At 72.2% G+C, this 14,608-nt stretch carries 15 protein-coding genes; 5 read left to right on the top strand and 10 right to left on the bottom strand.

The window, feature by feature from the left end:
* Positions 1 to 50: 50 nt before the first annotated feature.
* Positions 51 to 1,118 carry a tyrosine decarboxylase MfnA gene (gene mfnA, locus DJ81_RS15120; RefSeq protein ID WP_094590400.1) on the top strand — a complete coding sequence of 356 codons (1,068 nt, stop codon included), beginning with the start codon at positions 51 to 53 and terminating at the stop codon, positions 1,116 to 1,118.
* Positions 1,119 to 1,218: 100 nt separating this feature from the next.
* On the opposite strand, the gene DJ81_RS15115 is transcribed toward mfnA, so the two are convergent.
* The 6 genes from DJ81_RS15115 to DJ81_RS15090 form a co-directional block, all read right to left on the bottom strand.
* Positions 1,219 to 1,572 carry a nuclear transport factor 2 family protein gene (locus tag DJ81_RS15115; RefSeq protein WP_170938343.1) on the bottom strand — a complete coding sequence of 118 codons (354 nt, stop codon included), beginning with the start codon at positions 1,570 to 1,572 and terminating at the stop codon, positions 1,219 to 1,221.
* Complete coding sequence (locus DJ81_RS15110) at positions 1,569 to 2,774, bottom strand: potassium channel family protein (RefSeq protein WP_094525336.1); 1,206 nt, start codon at positions 2,772 to 2,774, stop codon at positions 1,569 to 1,571. The genes DJ81_RS15115 and DJ81_RS15110 overlap by 4 nt, the downstream gene beginning before the upstream one ends.
* A 70-nt stretch (positions 2,775 to 2,844) precedes the next feature.
* Complete coding sequence (locus DJ81_RS15105) at positions 2,845 to 3,393, bottom strand: hypothetical protein (protein ID WP_094525337.1); 549 nt, start codon at positions 3,391 to 3,393, stop codon at positions 2,845 to 2,847.
* 21 nt (positions 3,394 to 3,414) lie between these two features.
* Positions 3,415 to 4,353, bottom strand: a complete 939-nt coding sequence (gene mch / locus DJ81_RS15100) for a methenyltetrahydromethanopterin cyclohydrolase (RefSeq protein ID WP_094525338.1) — start codon at positions 4,351 to 4,353, stop codon at positions 3,415 to 3,417.
* A 124-nt stretch (positions 4,354 to 4,477) separates the two neighbouring features.
* Complete coding sequence (locus tag DJ81_RS15095) at positions 4,478 to 4,807, bottom strand: hypothetical protein (RefSeq protein ID WP_094525339.1); 330 nt, start codon at positions 4,805 to 4,807, stop codon at positions 4,478 to 4,480.
* A gap of 82 nt (positions 4,808 to 4,889) precedes the next feature.
* Positions 4,890 to 5,366, bottom strand: coding sequence for a hypothetical protein (locus tag DJ81_RS15090; RefSeq protein WP_094590398.1), 477 nt, complete (start codon positions 5,364 to 5,366; stop codon positions 4,890 to 4,892).
* 129 nt (positions 5,367 to 5,495) lie between these two features.
* On the opposite strand from DJ81_RS15090, the gene DJ81_RS15085 reads away from it, so the two are divergent.
* Positions 5,496 to 6,134 (top strand): halocyanin domain-containing protein, encoded by a 639-nt coding sequence (locus DJ81_RS15085; RefSeq protein ID WP_094525341.1) that lies wholly within the window; start codon positions 5,496 to 5,498, stop codon positions 6,132 to 6,134.
* Positions 6,135 to 6,207: 73 nt separating this feature from the next.
* On the opposite strand, the gene DJ81_RS15080 is transcribed toward DJ81_RS15085, so the two are convergent.
* On the bottom strand, positions 6,208 to 7,254 hold the full coding sequence (locus DJ81_RS15080) for a glycosyltransferase (protein ID WP_094526665.1): 1,047 nt from the start codon (positions 7,252 to 7,254) through the stop codon (positions 6,208 to 6,210).
* A 142-nt stretch (positions 7,255 to 7,396) separates the two neighbouring features.
* Here DJ81_RS15080 and DJ81_RS15075 point away from each other — a divergent pair, with 142 nt between their 5' ends.
* Complete coding sequence (locus tag DJ81_RS15075; protein ID WP_094525343.1) at positions 7,397 to 9,274, top strand: S9 family peptidase; 1,878 nt, start codon at positions 7,397 to 7,399, stop codon at positions 9,272 to 9,274.
* A gap of 159 nt (positions 9,275 to 9,433) precedes the next feature.
* Positions 9,434 to 9,895, top strand: coding sequence for a pyridoxamine 5'-phosphate oxidase family protein (locus DJ81_RS15070; protein WP_094525344.1), 462 nt, complete (start codon positions 9,434 to 9,436; stop codon positions 9,893 to 9,895).
* A 57-nt stretch (positions 9,896 to 9,952) separates the two neighbouring features.
* Here DJ81_RS15070 and DJ81_RS15065 read toward each other — a convergent pair whose 3' ends face one another.
* Positions 9,953 to 10,738 (bottom strand): aldo/keto reductase, encoded by a 786-nt coding sequence (locus DJ81_RS15065; RefSeq protein WP_094590430.1) that lies wholly within the window; start codon positions 10,736 to 10,738, stop codon positions 9,953 to 9,955.
* A gap of 176 nt (positions 10,739 to 10,914) precedes the next feature.
* Here DJ81_RS15065 and DJ81_RS15060 point away from each other — a divergent pair, with 176 nt between their 5' ends.
* Positions 10,915 to 11,157, top strand: coding sequence for a hypothetical protein (locus DJ81_RS15060; protein ID WP_094590396.1), 243 nt, complete (start codon positions 10,915 to 10,917; stop codon positions 11,155 to 11,157).
* Positions 11,158 to 11,177: 20 nt separating this feature from the next.
* On the opposite strand, the gene DJ81_RS15055 is transcribed toward DJ81_RS15060, so the two are convergent.
* A complete protein-coding gene (locus DJ81_RS15055) occupies positions 11,178 to 13,751 on the bottom strand; it encodes a cation-translocating P-type ATPase (protein WP_094590394.1) in 2,574 nt (857 codons plus the stop codon).
* Between the two features lie 3 nt (positions 13,752 to 13,754).
* Positions 13,755 to 14,597 carry a sulfite exporter TauE/SafE family protein gene (locus DJ81_RS15050; protein ID WP_094525347.1) on the bottom strand — a complete coding sequence of 281 codons (843 nt, stop codon included), beginning with the start codon at positions 14,595 to 14,597 and terminating at the stop codon, positions 13,755 to 13,757.
* Positions 14,598 to 14,608: the final 11 nt, after the last annotated feature.

The following is a 14,608-nucleotide window of genomic DNA, read 5'->3' as shown; positions in this document are numbered from 1 at the left end:
TCCTCACTTTTTCGGAACGGGTAAGACCCTCCGCGGTAACGGTTTCTTGAATGCAGCAGCCCGAGCCGCAGTCGTTCGACCGGGTGCTCTCCTCGATGTGTACCGAACCGCACCCCGCGGCCCGGGAGGCGGCCGAGCGCTACCTCGCGACGAACCCCGGCGACCCGGCCACCTACGAGGCGGTCGCGTCGCTGGAGACGCGCGCGGTCGAGCTGCTCGCGACGCTCGCGGCCCACCCCGAGCCGACCGACGCGGCGGGCTACGTCACCGCCGGCGGGACCGAGGCGAACGTGCAGGCGGTCCGCTCCGCGCGGAACCGACACGACGCGAGCGACGCGAACGTCGTCGTCCCCGAGAGCGGCCACTTCTCGTTCCACAAGGCCGCGGAGCTGCTCGACCTCGAACTGCGGACGGTCCCCGTCGACGACGACTACCGGGCCCGGACCGACGCGGTCGCGGCCGCCGTCGACGACGCCACCGCGCTGGTCGTCGGCGTCGCCGGCAGCACGGAGTACGGGCGCGTGGACCCGATCCCGGCGCTGACCGAGATCGCCCACGACGCCGGCGCGCTGATGCACGTCGACGCCGCGTGGGGCGGGTTCGTCCTTCCGTTCGCCGACCGCGCGTGGTCGTTCGGCGACGCCCCGATCGACACGCTGACGATCGACCCCCACAAGTTCGGACAGGCCCCCGTTCCCGCCGGCGGGCTCCTCGCCCGGGAACCGGCCGCGATGAACGCGCTCGCGGTCGACACGCCCTACTTGGAGACGCGGTCGCAGGCGACCCTGACCGGCACCCGGAGCGGCGCTGGCGTCGCCGGCGCGGTCGCCGCGATGGAGGCGCTGTGGCCCGACGGGTACCGCGAAGCGAGCGAGCGCGCGACCGACGACGCCGCGTGGCTCGCCGAGGCCCTCGCCGAGCGCGGCTACGACGTCGTCGAGCCGACGCTCCCGCTCGTCGCCGCGGCGCTCCCCGAGGCCGAGTTCGACGCGCTCCGGGATGCCGGCTGGAAGGTGTCGCGGACGGCCGCGGGCGAGCTCCGCGTCGTCTGCATGCCCCACGTGACGCGCGACGCGCTCCGGGCGTTCGTCGCCGACCTCGACCGGATCCGCGCGTGAGCGACGCCCGACTCGGCGCGCCCGCTCCGTCGCCGCCGAGTTCGGTTCACTCCCCGTCGCCGCCGAGTTCGGTTCACCCCCCGCCGCCGCCGAGTTCGAATCACTCCCCGTCGCCGGCGTACGTCTCCAGCGAGGCGAGCCTCCCGTCCGAGACGTCGAAGACGTCGACGAACGCGAACACCTCGTCGCCGTCGGCGTCCAGCAGTCGTCCCCGAACGGCGACGCCGGGGCCGGACGGGTACACCGCGTCGACGGCGTGGGTCGTGTCCGTCATCGGCCGCTCGTCGCGCATGAACGCCACGAAGCGGTCGCGCCCCTCAAAGGTGCGGTCCGGGCGTCGCTGGGCGAAGTCCGGGGCGAGCAGCCCTCGGAGCCGCTCGTAGTCGCCGGCGTCGAGCGCGTCGTAGTAGGCGCGGGCGAGGCCCTCGGGGTCCGCGGTCGGCGGGGCGGTCACGACGCGAGCGCCTCGAACTCCTCGGCGGAGGTGCGAGTCCCCTTCGAGATGACGGCGTCGCCGGCGCGCAGCACCGTGTCGATGTCGTGACCGATCAGCCACCCCTCGTCCGGGCGGCGGATCGCGATCACGCTCGTGGAGACGTCGGTCGTGGGGATCCCGTTCGTCACGCTCGTGCCCGCGAGGTCGCTCCCCTCCCGGACCACGGTCCGCGTGATGATCTCGTCCGACTCCTGGACCGCCATCTCCACGACGGGGTGGACGCCCAAGTTGCGCCTGACGCCTTCGGTGATCTTCACCGCGGCGTCCGAGATCTCCTCGGTGGCGACGCCGAGGTGGATCAGCCCGCGGAGCGAGACGGGGTCGTCGGCCTCTCGCGCGGCGCGGAGGGTCCACGCCTCGAACCGCGACTGGAGCGCGTCGACCTCGATCTCCAGGTTGGACACCTCCTCCGCGAGCTCCTCGTTGTTGAACAGGATCGAGCCGTACGCCAGGTCGACCGCGAGCTCGGAGAGGTTCTTCATCAGCACGATCGAGTCGACCGCGCGTTCCAGGTCGTCGATCGCGGGCTCGACCGGCTCCGCCGGCTCGAACGGCTCGCCCGCCAGCTCGGGGTACGCCTCGACGACGCCCGTCTCCGGGCCGCGGAGGAGCGTCACGTCGCCGACCTCGATCCGCGTCTTCGGTCCGGGGTTGAGGATCCAGTCGTCGTCGCGCCGGATCGCGATGACTCGGACCCCCGTCTTCGACTCCAAGTCGATGTCCTTGAGCGTGCGACCGGCGTAGCCGGAGTCCGACGCGACGGTGCCGCGGACGAGCGTCTCGACGCCGCCCGTGAGCGCGCCGCGCATCGCGTCGGGGAGGCCGATCTCATCGGTGATGATCTTCGCGATGTCGCCCGCGGCGTCGGAGATCTTGTCCGCCGCGCCGACCACGCCGAGCACCGGCGCGAGCGTCTCGGCCTCGTCGGGGCTCCGCGCCGCGAGCATGAGGCTCATCCGCGCGCGCATCTGGAGGACGTCCATCCGGTGTTCGAGCTCGACGACCTCCTCGGCGATCGTCGGGCTCCCGTGGAGCACCGCCGAGTACGACAGATCGATCAGCAGCTCCGCGGTGTCTTTCATCTCCACGAGCAGGTCCTTCACGCTCGTCGGCTCGTACGTGACCGACAGCGGCGACTCCCGCCGGTCGAATCGTCCCATGCGAACACCCTCTCCGGCGCCGACTAAAAGGCTTGTCGCGGGGCGCTCACGCCGATTGCGCGCGGGGCGCTCAGGGAGACGTCTCCGCCTCGTCGCCGGCGACGTAGGCGGGAGTCCCCCCCGCGTCGCCGTCTCTCTCCCCGTCGTTCGACACCCGCCGGGCGAGGTCGACGAGCGCGAGCCACGCCAGCAGCCGGGCCGCCCGGTCGCGCCACGTCGCCTCCCACTCCGGGTCGCGAGCGCGGTCGTGTCGCGGGACCGACTCGCGGGTCGCCTCGAACAGCGCCTCGGGCGTGACCGGGTCCTCGGGCGTGGCCTCCCGGAGAGCGGCCAGCGCCTCCGGCGCGAGCAGGACGCCCTCGCGGAGTCCCTCGCGGACCAGCTCCGGGGTCGGCTCCGCGTCGGTCCGCACGAACCCCCGCGACGTCTCCCGGACGAGTCCGAGCGCGCGGAGGAACGCGAGCCAGTCGTTCGCGACCCGCCGGTCGGCGAGCCCGCACCGGTCGCGGAGGCGGGCGCAGCAGTCGTCGGTGCTGCCGGGGACGAGCGGCACCGCGCGCTGGAGCTCGCGGAGGTCGTCGACGGCGGCCGGGGGGTCGGGGACGGGCTTGATTCGCATCGACGTCGATCCGCGACCGTCTCAGCGGTAGTCGAACGACTCGGCGAGCAGCTCCTCGTCCGTCTCGCCGACGGCGTAGACGGGGCCGTCGACGACGTCGACGGTGACCTTCGCCGGCGCGAAGACGCGCTCGTCGACCTCGTAGAAGTCCCAGCCCGCGTCCTCGAACACCTCGACGAAGGGGGTGCCGTACTCCTCGCGGGCGGTCGAGACGATCTGGTCGAAGCGGTCGTCGTCGCGCGCGACCTGCAGGTGGACCTCGCCGCCGTACGCGAGGGCGTCGTTCGTCCGGCCCATCGCGAGGTCCTCGTCGCGGGTCACCGGCGCCATCGGCGCGGCGCCGGACGCGTGGAGCACGTCGGTCGGCTCGTAGCCGAGCTCCAGCAGGCGGAAGACGGCGAGCTCCGCCGCGCGGGCCGCGGTGGCGACCGAGCCGGCGGTCGAGCCGGTCGCGTACGCCGGGAGGAAGACGCCCTCGGGGTCGACCTCGGCGAGGTCGGCGACGTGCTCGGCGACCTCCTCGGTCGGGAGCGCGGTCGACTCGACGGTGAGCGTGGCGAACTCGGAGGAGTCGTAGTAGCCGACGCGCTCGAACTCCGCCTCCTGCCCGACGAGCGCGCGGGCGGGACCCGAGCCGAGCCCCTCGTAACCGGACTCGAAGTCGAGCTCCCAGCCGGCCTTCTGCGAACAGAGCAGCGCGATCGCGGGGTGGTCCGTCGACAGCTCCACGTACTGGCGGGGCGCGCCGGCGACCTCGCCCACGCGAGTGCGGAGGTTCGCGAGGCCGGCGGTCTGGATCTCGGCGAGCAGGAGCCCGGCCTCGACGCCGCCGGCGGCGTCGATCCCGAAGTCGACGACGGTGGCGCCGTTCTCCAGCTCGTAGCCGACGACGTCGAGCTCACCGGCGAAGTCGAGCGCCTCGTCGACGAGCTCGATCGCGGTCCGATTGATGCTTTCCATGCTCGATACTTTTCGCTCCCCGGTTAAGGGGTTTGTCTGTTGGCACCGCCGTCCGCGTCGCGCGCCCGTCGGCTCCGCTCAGTCGCCGTGGACTCCCGGGTTCAGCCGCCGTGGACTCCCGGGCTCAGTCGCCGTCGCCCGTCGAGATCGGTTCGACGCGGAAGACGTACCCCTCGTACGCGCTGTCCAGATTGGCCGGCCCTTCCGCGGCCGTGTGGTCCACGCAGAGGAGGGCGGTCGCCTCCACGGCGCCGGTTCCGGTCTCTTCCTGATACCGCTCGGTGACCTCGAACGCGGCCGGCTCGTCGCAGCCGCGTCGGTAACACTCCTCCGGGCCGTCGTCCGACGGTTCCGCCTCGTCGCCGCGCTCGCGGGCCTCCGAGATGTCGCGCTCGATCCGTCGGCGCTCCTCGTCGCGGGCCTGCTTGTCGCGCCCCGATTTGGTGTCCGGCATACCTGCCTCGTCACGCCTCACGGTGATAATTGTACGGTCGATCGTGACGGATCGGCGTCCGGAGTCGGTCCGCGGTTTCGCGCTACCAGAACCCGCCGTCGGAGTCGCCGTCGTCTCCGACGCCGCCCGGCCCGCTCGGCCCGCGCGGTCCGCTCGGCCGCGGGTCGGGGTCGATCTCGACCAGCTCGCTCTCGGCGCGCGGGTCGATCTCGCGTCCCTCGTCGTACCGGACGAACGAGAGGTAGAACGGCTCGCCGCAGCCGGGGTCGTCGACTTCGCTTTCCCGCTCGTCCCCGCCCTCTCCGTCGCTGGCGACCGCCCCGCCGACGTCCGGCCCGCGAACCCCGTCGTGCGGGTCCCAGACGACCCCGTCGCTCTCGCCGCAGACGAATCTGACGCCGTCGACGCCGTCCCGATCCTCGAACGGCTCCGCGGGGGCGACGTACGTCCACCCCTCGAGGGGGTACGGCGTCACGGCCTTGTCCGCGAGGTAGCCGTCGCGTTCGAGCTCGACGAGCGTCCCGCAGTGCGGACAGTAGTAGGTGACCGGATAGCTCATGGCCGACGTACGGGCGCCGTTTTTATACGCCCGTCGCCGACGCGTCGGCCTTCGCCGGCGGGGCCGGACGCCGATCCCGCCCGCGTCCGGATCAACATATTCACTACAACCCGTCACGAACCGGGTGATATGAGCTCGGACGACGTCTCCCGGCGCGCGTTCATGCGGACCGCGGGCGGCGCGACCGCTGCCGCCGGGGCGGCGACGGCGACGGCGGGGACCGCGGCGGCACAGGAGGAACAGCCGGTCTGGCCGAGCGGGGCCAGCAGCGGGAACGTCGGGTCGTATCAGGACGCCCGCGGCGAGAGCGAGGTGACCGTCTCCGTCGGCGCGGGCGACAGCGGTCTCGCCTTCGACCCGACCCTCCTGTGGGTCGACCCGGGAACGACCATCACCTTCGAATGGACGGGGAACGGCGGCGCCCACAACGTCCAGACCGTCGAGGGCGGCGGCCCGGCCAGCCTCGACAGCGGCGACCCGGTCGGCGAGGAGGGGTACACCTACGAGTACGAGACGAGCGAGGAGGACGTCGGCATCACGCACTACCACTGCGTTCCCCACACCGCGGTCGGGATGCACGCCGGCCTCGCCGTCGGCGGGGACATCGAGACCGAGTCGACGGGCGGCGGCGGCGGATCGAACGCCGTCTTCGTCCCGCAGGGCGCCCGCGCGCTCGGCATCGCCACGTTCATCGCGATGGTGAGCACGCTCGGGCTGGCGTTCGTCTTCATGAAGTACGGCGGGACGATAACCGGCGACGAGGAGTAGTCGGCGTTCGGCGCGACCGCGCGGCGGTCGGCGGGCGCGTCGCCGATCCGAGATTTCGACCCGCCTTTTCAGTTCACTCGCCGAGGAGCCCGCGGTACGTCTCGACGTACCGGTCTAACACCGCGTCGCGGTCGTAGCTCGCGAACTCCCGCTCGATCGGCTTCCGTTCGAGGTCGCCGACGGCGACGAACTCGTCCGCGAGCTCGGCCGGGCTCGTGACGAGGCGGCCGCGCTCGCGACCCTCCACGAGCTCGTGGGCGCTGGAGTCGGCCTGGTACTCGACGAGGGCGACGCAGCCGCATGCGAGGGCCCACAACAGCTCGGTCGCGAACGTCTCCCACGTCGCCGTCGCGGCGACGACGTGGGTCCCCTTGTACAGCTCGACGCGCTCGCGGCGCGGGAGGTCGCCGAGGAACGACACCCGGTCGTCGATCCGGAGGTCGCGCGCGGTCGCCTCGATCCGCTCCCGCTCGGGGCCGTCGCCGACGACGGCGGCGGTCCAGTCGCGTCCGCGGAGCTCCGCGAGTCCGAGCAGGAACGTCTCGACGTTCGCGTGGCGGTCCAACCGTCGGGCGTACACCGCGTCGAACCGGTCGTCGACGCCGGCCGACTCGACGAGTTCGAAGTCGACGCTCTCGGGGACCACCCGCACGTCGTCGCCGTCGGCCCCGTGTTCGCGGACCCGCGTCTTCGTCGTCCGCGAGGGGGCGGTGACCGCGTCTGCGCCCCGGGCGAGGAAGCGGTACCGCCGGGCGGCGTCCGCGGGGTGGTCGCGCCACCAGTCGACGACGACCGGCGTCCTCGTCAGCGTCCCCGCGACCGTCGCGCCGAGCCCCGGCGTCGGCGGGCTGTTGACCGCGTGGACGACGTCGGGATCGACGCGGCGGAGCGCGACGGGGAGCCGCGCCGCGAACGCCGTGGGCGACGGGTCCGTCGTCACCGACCGGTACTCGATCCCGTCCTCCTCGAAGGCGTCGAGGTCGCCGCCCCACCAGCGCGAACAGAGCCAGACGACCTCGTGGCCGCGGTCGGCGAGTCCGCGGGCGACTCGTCGCGTCCGCTCCCGGGCCGGCGTGTCGCCGTGACCCGGGGCGAAAAGCGAGGCGAACGCGACGCGCATACGGCGACCGGACGACGGGCCCGAATAAAAAGACACGGCATCGGGGCGGCGTCGGGCGGACGTCGTCGGGCGCACGGGAACGGTCCGAAACCGCCCCTCCGCCACCCGAAACGGTTTCCCACCGCGGGCGGAACCGGACCCCATGCACCGGTACGACATCGAACGGTACCTCAACGTGCGGAACGCCGGCGGAGCGGACCTGGGGCCCGACGGTCGGCTCTCCTTCCTGCTGAACACGACCGGCACCGGCCAGGTGTGGTCTCTCGACGAGCCGCTGGGGTGGCCCGAACAGCACACGTTCTTCGAGGAGGCGGTCTCGTTCGTCGACTCGTCGCCCGAGCGCGCCGAGGCCGTCTTCGGGATGGACGAGGGCGGCAACGAGCGCGCGCAGCTCTACCGGCTCAACTACGAGTCCGGCGAGATCGTCGACCTCACCGAGCGCCCCGAGGCGAAGCACCGCTGGGGCGGCTGGGACTCCGAGGGCGACCGCTTCGCGTTCGCCTCCAACCGGCGCGACGAGTCCGTGTTCGACGTGTACGTGCAGGACCGCGACGCGACCGGCGACGACGCCGAGCTGGTGTGCGAGGGCGACGGCTGGCTCTCCGTCGCGGGCTGGTCGCCGAGCGACGACCGGCTGATCGTCCACGAGGCGCACTCCTCGTTCGATCACGACGTGTACACTCTCGACGTCGCGAGCGGCGACCTGACGCATCACACGCCTCACGAGGGCGACGTCCGGTACGGCAGTCCGGAGTGGGGCCCGGAAGGCGAGTCGCTGTACCTCGTCACCGACCGCGACAGCGACACGCTCCGCTTGGAGCGGCTCGAGCTCGCGACCGGCGACTTCACCGTGGTCGCGTCCGGCGAGGGGTCGGCCCTCGAGGGCGGCGCCGGCGCCGACGAGTCGGACGACGCCCCAGAGAAGCCGGGCGGCGACGACGGCTGGAACGTCGACGGCGTCGCGGTCGACGAGGAGTCCCGCCGCGTCGTCTACTCGCGGAACGTCGACGGCTACACCGAGCTGACGGTCGGGGAGCTCGTCGACCCCGACCGGATCGACCCGTTCCCGGCCCCGGACCTCCCGAGGGGCGTCGCCGGCGGCGTGAGCTTCGGGCCGGACGGCGACCGCTTCGCGGTCACCGCGACCGGGAGCACCCACAACGCGAACGCCTACGTCGTCGACGCGACCACCGGCGAGACGGAGCGCTGGACCGCCGCCTCGACCGCCGGGATCCCGCCGGACACGTTCGTCGAGCCCGAGCTCGTCCACTACCCGACCTTCGACGGCCGGGAGATCCCCGCCTTCTTCTCCGTCCCGGAGACGGAGCCGCCCGAGGGCGGCTACCCCGTCGTCGTCGACATCCACGGCGGGCCGGAGTCGCAGCGCCGCCCCTCGTTCGCCTCGGTGAAGCAGTACCTGCTGAACAACGGCTACGCCGTCTTCGAACCGAACGTCCGCGGCTCCTCCGGGTACGGGAAGGCCTACTCCGCGCTCGACGACGTGGAGAAGCGGATGGACTCGGTGGCCGACGTCGAGGCCGGCGTCGAGTGGCTCCACGACCACCCCGAGGTCGATCCCGACCGCGTCGTCGCGATGGGCGGCTCCTACGGCGGCTTCATGGTGCTCGCCGCGCTCACCGAGTACCCCGAGCTGTGGGCCGCCGGCGTCGACATCGTCGGCATCGCGAACTTCGTCACCTTCCTGGAGAACACCGGCGACTGGCGCCGCGAGCTCCGCGAGGCCGAGTACGGCTCGCTCGACGAGGACCGGGAGTTCCTGGCGTCGATCTCGCCGATCAACAACATCGAGGCCATCGACTCCCCCCTGTTCGTCCTCCACGGCGCGAACGACCCGCGGGTGCCCGTGGACGAGGCCGAACAGATCGTCGAGGAGGCGCGCGAGCAGGGCGTCCCGGTGCGCAAGCTGATCTTCGACGACGAGGGGCACGGCTTCGCGAAGCTGGAGAACCGCATCGAGGCGTACCGCGAAGTCGTCGACTTCCTCGCCGAGCACGTCTGAGTCGACGCGTCTGAGATGGAGATCGGACGCGGGGTGAAGTGCGGAGCCGGCGCGGGACCGACGCCCGGGATATCGCGTCGAGCGCCCCGGGATTCGGCTCGTCGACGGGACGGTGAGGGGTCGCAGTAGTCTTATGCTGTACGACAAACATTATCTATCATGGGCATCGACGCAATCGCCGAGTCCACGGCGGCCTCGATGAGCGAGGGCCAGATGGGGGAGCTCCTCGAAGCGGAGGGGGTCGGAACGCTCGGGCTCCCGACCGACGACCTCCCGTATCTCCTCCCGATCTCGTTCGGCTTCGACGGGGACGCGACGCTGTATTTCGTCTTCTTGCTGTTCGGGTCCGAGAGCCGGAAGGAGACGCTCGTGACCGAGGCGGGACGGGCTCAGTTCCTGGTCTACCGCGCCGAGTCCATGTACGACTGGCAGAGCGTCTCGCTGACCGGCCGAATCACCGCCGTCGAGGAGGGGGAGTGGGACGAGCTCCGGAGCGCGATGGAGAACGCGTGGCACCCGAACGTCTTCTCGTCCGCGCATCCGATGCGCGGCGTCCGCGGCTACCGCTTCGAGATCGACGAGTGGACCGGGCTCCAACAACGGGACGTCGGCGGAAAATGAGGGGCGCGACGCGCGCCGTCACCGGTCCCTAACGGGGCCGCGCCGTCATTGGTCCGACTACCAGTCCGGGCCGAAGTCCGGGTTCAGCTGGCGGTCGGTCCGACCGAGGGTGTCGATCTCCTCGACGTCCTCGTCGTCCAGTTCGAGCCCGATGCTCGCCCAGTTGTCGACGATGTGATCCTCTCCCGTCGCCTTCGGGATGGCGGTGACGCCCTTCTCGCGGAGCCACGCGAGGCTCACCTGCGCGGCGCTGACGCCGTGCTTCTCGGCGATGTGAGTGATCGCCGGGTCGTCGAGCACGACCCCGCGGGCGAGGGGAGAGTAGGCGACGAGCTCGACGCCGTTGGCGTCGGCGTACTCGCGCAACTCCTCCTGCCGGAGCAGCGGGTGCATCTCCACCTGGTTCGCGAACGGCGCCTCGCCGAGCGCGTCGGTCGCGGCGTCGAGGTGGTGCGGCTCGAAGTTCGAGACGCCGATCCGGTCGATCAGGCCGTCGTCGCGGAGCTCGGCGAACGCGGGCAGCGTCTCTTCGGGGTCGTACGCGCCCGCCGGCCAGTGGACGTACAGCAGGTCGACGTACTCCGTGCCGAGCTTCTCGAGGCTCTCGCGGGTGGACGCGGCCACGTCCTCGGGAGCGAGCTGGTCGATCCACACCTTCGTGGCGAGGAACACGTCGTCGCGGTCGATGTCGGCCGCGGCGATTCCGTCGCCGACGGCCGCCTCGTTGCCGTATATCTGGGCGGTGTCGACGTGGCGGTAGCCGGTCTCCAGCGCGGTCTTCACCGACTCGGTGCACTGCGCCGGCTCGTCGTTCTCCCACGTGCCGAGCCCGAGCACGGGCATCCCGTCGCGGGTCGGTACGTCGAAGGACCGCTGTCGCTGTGACATGGCTCCGGGTAGTCGTGTGAGGGGAAAGTCGGTTGCGGTTCCGGTCATCCGTCGGCCCGCGCCCTCGGTTATCGGCTCGCGGGAAGCGACGAGCGATACTTGGCAACTGAGTCACAAGTATCGACGAGGGAATGGCGAGCTACTACGACTGGCTGCTCGCGGTGATCGCGGCCGCGATGATCGCCGGTGCCGGGGCGAGCGTCCACTCCGCGGTGGCCCTTCACCAGGGGCTCGCCGGCGGGAGCCTCGTGTCCACGCTCGTCCTCTACGAGATTCTCTTCCGAAACCCGCCGACCGAACCGACCCGGTCGCCGACCGCCGCGTCGGTCGCCGTCGGGGTCGGATGGCTCCTCACCGCCGTGCTGATGTACTGAGCGCGGCCTCCCGCCGCCCGTCACTCCAGCAGCGCCCGCGAGGAGTTCGTCACGACGAGCAGGCTCGACGCGCCCATCGCGACCGCGGCGAACAGGGGGTTGAGCAGGCCGGTGACCGCGAGCGGGATCGCGACCGCGTTGTACAGGAACGCCCAGCCGATGTTCCCCTTCACGCGCCGGCCGGCCGCCCGCGACAGCTCGAAGACGGTCGCGACCGAGCCGAGGTCGTCGTCGACGATCGCCACGTCGGCGGCGTCGGCCGCCATCGCCGTGCCGCCGCCGAGCGCGATCCCGAGGTCCGCGGCGGCGAGCGCCGGCGCGTCGTTGGTCCCGTCGCCGACCATCACCGTGAGCCCGCTCGCCTTCAGCCGCGTTATCGTCTCGGCTTTCCCCTCCGGCGGGACGCCCGCGAAGACCGAGGAGACCGCCTCGTGCTCCTCGAAGACGGTCGCCGCGCGCTCGTCGTCGCCCGTCAGCACGACCACGTCGACGCCCTCGTCGGCGAGCGCGGTCACCGTCTCCTCCCACCCCTCGCGCAGCTCGTCGCCGACCACGACGACGCCCTCGGCGGCGCCGTCGCGCCCCACCGCGACGGGGACGCGACCCACGTCGCGCGCCTCGGCGACCGCCCGCCGGATCTCGTCGGGGACGGTCCAGCCGCGCTCGTCGAACAGGGCGGGGTGGCCCACGACCACGTCGGTCCCGTCGACCGTCCCGGAGACCCCGCGGGCGTGGCTCTCGAAGCCCTCGACCGCGAGCGCGTCGGTCGCGCCTCCGGCGTCGCCGCCGGCGGTCGCGCCGGCTCCGTCGTCGGGCGACGCCGACTCGGTCGTCCCGCCGTCGGCGACCGCCGCGGGGGCGGGCGACGCGTCCGGGTCTCCGCGAGCGTCTCCGCGCGCTCGCGCCGCGGCGATGGCCCGGCCGACCGGGTGGGCCGACCGCTCCTCCAACGCGGCCGCGAGCCGGAGGAGGTCGTCGTCGACGTCGGCGGCGATCACCTCCATCTCGCCGGTGGTGAGCGTCCCCGTCTTGTCGAAGACGACGGTGGTCGCGTCGCGGACCCGCTCGAAGACGGTGTCGTCGAAGATCACGATGGACCGCTCGAGCGCGTCGCGGATCCCGGCGGCGACCGCGAGCGGGGTCGCGAGCCCGAGCGCACAGGGGCACGAGACGATGAGCACCGTGAGCCCGACGAGCATCGCCTCGGTGACGCCGTTGCCGAGCGCGAGGTTCGCGGCGGCGGCGACGACGGCCACCGCGAGGACGACCGGGACGAAGACCGTCGCGAGCCGGTCGGCGAGCTTCTGGACGCCGTGGTTCCCGCTCTGGAGGTCCCAGACGAGCTCCGCGACGCGGTCGAGGCTGGAGCTCGCGTCGGGACCGACCGCGATCGTCAGCGAACCGTCGGCGACCACGGAGCCGCCGACCACGTCGTCGCCGGCGGTCTTCCGGACCGGCATCGACTCGCCGGTGACGACCGACTCGTCGACCGCGGCGTCGCCGGCGACGACCTCGCCGTCCACCGGGGCGCGCTCGCCCGCCCGCACGAGCAGGCGATCCTCGGGTTCGAGCGCGTCGATGGCGACTTCCTCCGTCTGGGTGACGGCCCCCGCATCGGCCGCATCGGAGCCGCCGGAGGCGTCGCCGGTCCCGACGACCCGCCGAGCGCTGTCGACCTGCACCGCGGTGAGGTCCGAGAGGAGCTCCGTCGCGCGCTTCTTGATCGAGTCCTCGTAGCTGTTGCCGACGGTGACGATCACGATGATCGCGACCGTCACGTCGTAGTAGATCGACGGCGACTCGACGAATATCACCGCGAGCGTGCTGTAGACGTACGCGCTCACCGCCGCGATGGCGACGAGGAGGTCCATGTTCGGCGACCGCGTCTTCGCGCTGACGTAGGCGCCCCGCAGTATCGGCTTCCCGGTGAACAGGAGGACGACGGTCGTCAGGACCGCGATCACGATGAAGAAGTACGTCCCCGACGTCGACGACATCGCCTGGTCGAGGTACTCCAGGGTGCGCTCGTTGTAGAAGGGGAACGCGAAGTAGGTCGGATAGATGATGACGATGTACTGCAGCATGACGGCCATCCCGACGAGCACGCCGGCCGCGAGCCGGGCCGTCGCCATGTTGTCGGCCTGCCGGCGCGCGAAGGCGTCGTCGCGGGGGTACGCGCTGTAGCCGAGCCCGCTCACCGCCTCCGAGAGGTCGTCGGTCGAGACGCCGTCCGGGTCGTGGTCGATCCGGACGGTGTCCGTGACGTAGCTGGCGCTCGCGGCGCTGACCCCCTCCGTCCGGGTCGCGACCGTCTCGATGAACGCCTCGCAGGTCGCGCAGTGCATCCCGTCGACCTCGAGGAACGTCGCCTCGTGGTCGGCCGGGACGTCGTCGCCGGCCTCATCGCCCCCGGCCTCCCCGCCTTCGTCGCCCGCGCGTCGACGCTCCCGAACCGCGTCGGCGTCGACGTCGACGTCGCCGAGGGCCGCGTACACGTCTCGACAGCCGGGACAGCAGAACTCGTTGCCCGCGTCGTCGGTCACGTCGACGCCGTCGGTCGGGAGTTCACAGAGGGTGCAGTCGGGCGCGCTCATCGGTCACATCCCCCCCATCGTCCCGGCGTCGAGCGGGTTCCAGAACGGGAGCCGCGGGTGCGGCACGGAGATTCCGACCGACATCAGTCCGTGCGCGAACAGGACGTAGCCGAGCGCGACGAAGGCGACGCCGAGCAGCCGGTGGATCCGGCGCCGGTGGACGGCGTCGACGCTCTCGATCACGGTGCCGTAGAGGAAGACGGCGGGCATCGTTCCGATCCCGAGCGCCGCGAGCGCGATTCCGCCGCTGACCGCCGAGCCGCTGGCGAACGCGTAGAGGTACGCCGGGTAGAGGATCGGGCAGGGGAGGAGGCCGTGGACCGCGCCGAGCCCGACGATGCCGGGGCCGTTCGCGAGCCGGTCGACGTGGCCGGTGAGCCAGCCGGTGACTCGTTCGAGTCCCGGGAGGTGGATCCCCCCGGTCGCGCCGCCGAGCGCGTACCGAACGCCGACGAGTATCACGGCCGCGCCGACGCCGAGGCCGACGACGCCCCGGACGAGCTCCGCCGCGCCGGTCAGCGTCGCCGTCGTGACGAGGACGACCCCGCCGAGCGCGCCGAGCGCCGCGCCGATGGTCGCGTAGCTCGCCGCGCGGCCGAGGTTGAACAGCGCGTGCTGGCGGACCTCGTAGGTCGTGAGGTGGCTCCCGCGACCGTCGGAGGCCGCGGACGCGGCGGCCCCGCCGCTCGCCGCGCCCCCGCCGTCGGTCCGGCCGTCCCCCTCGCGCATCCGGCCGGCGTACACCGTCACGAGCGGGCCGCACATGCCGATGCAGTGGGCGCCGCCGAGCAGCCCGATGGCCAGGAACAGCAGGACGTCGGTCCCCAGAAGCGTCGAGATGTCCATGGGCGTGTGTT

This window comes from Halorubrum sp. Hd13 (genome assembly GCF_002252755.1).
Taxonomy (GTDB): domain Archaea; phylum Halobacteriota; class Halobacteria; order Halobacteriales; family Haloferacaceae; genus Halorubrum.
Note: the sequence above shows the minus strand (reverse complement) of the source record. Positions and strands in the feature narration are given on the sequence as shown.

Excerpts from the sequence above, each read along its gene's own strand:
- mfnA (WP_094590400.1), top strand. The coding sequence starts at position 51 with ATGCAGCAGCCCGAGCCGCAGTCGTTCGACCGGGTGCTCTCCTCGATG.
- DJ81_RS15110 (WP_094525336.1), bottom strand. The coding sequence starts at position 2,774 with ATGGGACGATTCGACCGGCGGGAGTCGCCGCTGTCGGTCACGTACGAG.
- DJ81_RS15105 (WP_094525337.1), bottom strand. The coding sequence starts at position 3,393 with ATGCGAATCAAGCCCGTCCCCGACCCCCCGGCCGCCGTCGACGACCTC.
- mch (WP_094525338.1), bottom strand. The coding sequence starts at position 4,353 with ATGGAAAGCATCAATCGGACCGCGATCGAGCTCGTCGACGAGGCGCTC.
- DJ81_RS15095 (WP_094525339.1), bottom strand. The coding sequence starts at position 4,807 with ATGCCGGACACCAAATCGGGGCGCGACAAGCAGGCCCGCGACGAGGAG.
- DJ81_RS15090 (WP_094590398.1), bottom strand. The coding sequence starts at position 5,366 with ATGAGCTATCCGGTCACCTACTACTGTCCGCACTGCGGGACGCTCGTC.
- DJ81_RS15085 (WP_094525341.1), top strand. The coding sequence starts at position 5,496 with ATGAGCTCGGACGACGTCTCCCGGCGCGCGTTCATGCGGACCGCGGGC.
- DJ81_RS15080 (WP_094526665.1), bottom strand. The coding sequence starts at position 7,254 with ATGCGCGTCGCGTTCGCCTCGCTTTTCGCCCCGGGTCACGGCGACACG.
- DJ81_RS15075 (WP_094525343.1), top strand. The coding sequence starts at position 7,397 with ATGCACCGGTACGACATCGAACGGTACCTCAACGTGCGGAACGCCGGC.
- DJ81_RS15070 (WP_094525344.1), top strand. The coding sequence starts at position 9,434 with ATGGGCATCGACGCAATCGCCGAGTCCACGGCGGCCTCGATGAGCGAG.
- DJ81_RS15065 (WP_094590430.1), bottom strand. The coding sequence starts at position 10,738 with ATGCCCGTGCTCGGGCTCGGCACGTGGGAGAACGACGAGCCGGCGCAG.
- DJ81_RS15060 (WP_094590396.1), top strand. The coding sequence starts at position 10,915 with ATGGCGAGCTACTACGACTGGCTGCTCGCGGTGATCGCGGCCGCGATG.
- DJ81_RS15055 (WP_094590394.1), bottom strand. The coding sequence starts at position 13,751 with ATGAGCGCGCCCGACTGCACCCTCTGTGAACTCCCGACCGACGGCGTC.
- DJ81_RS15050 (WP_094525347.1), bottom strand. The coding sequence starts at position 14,597 with ATGGACATCTCGACGCTTCTGGGGACCGACGTCCTGCTGTTCCTGGCC.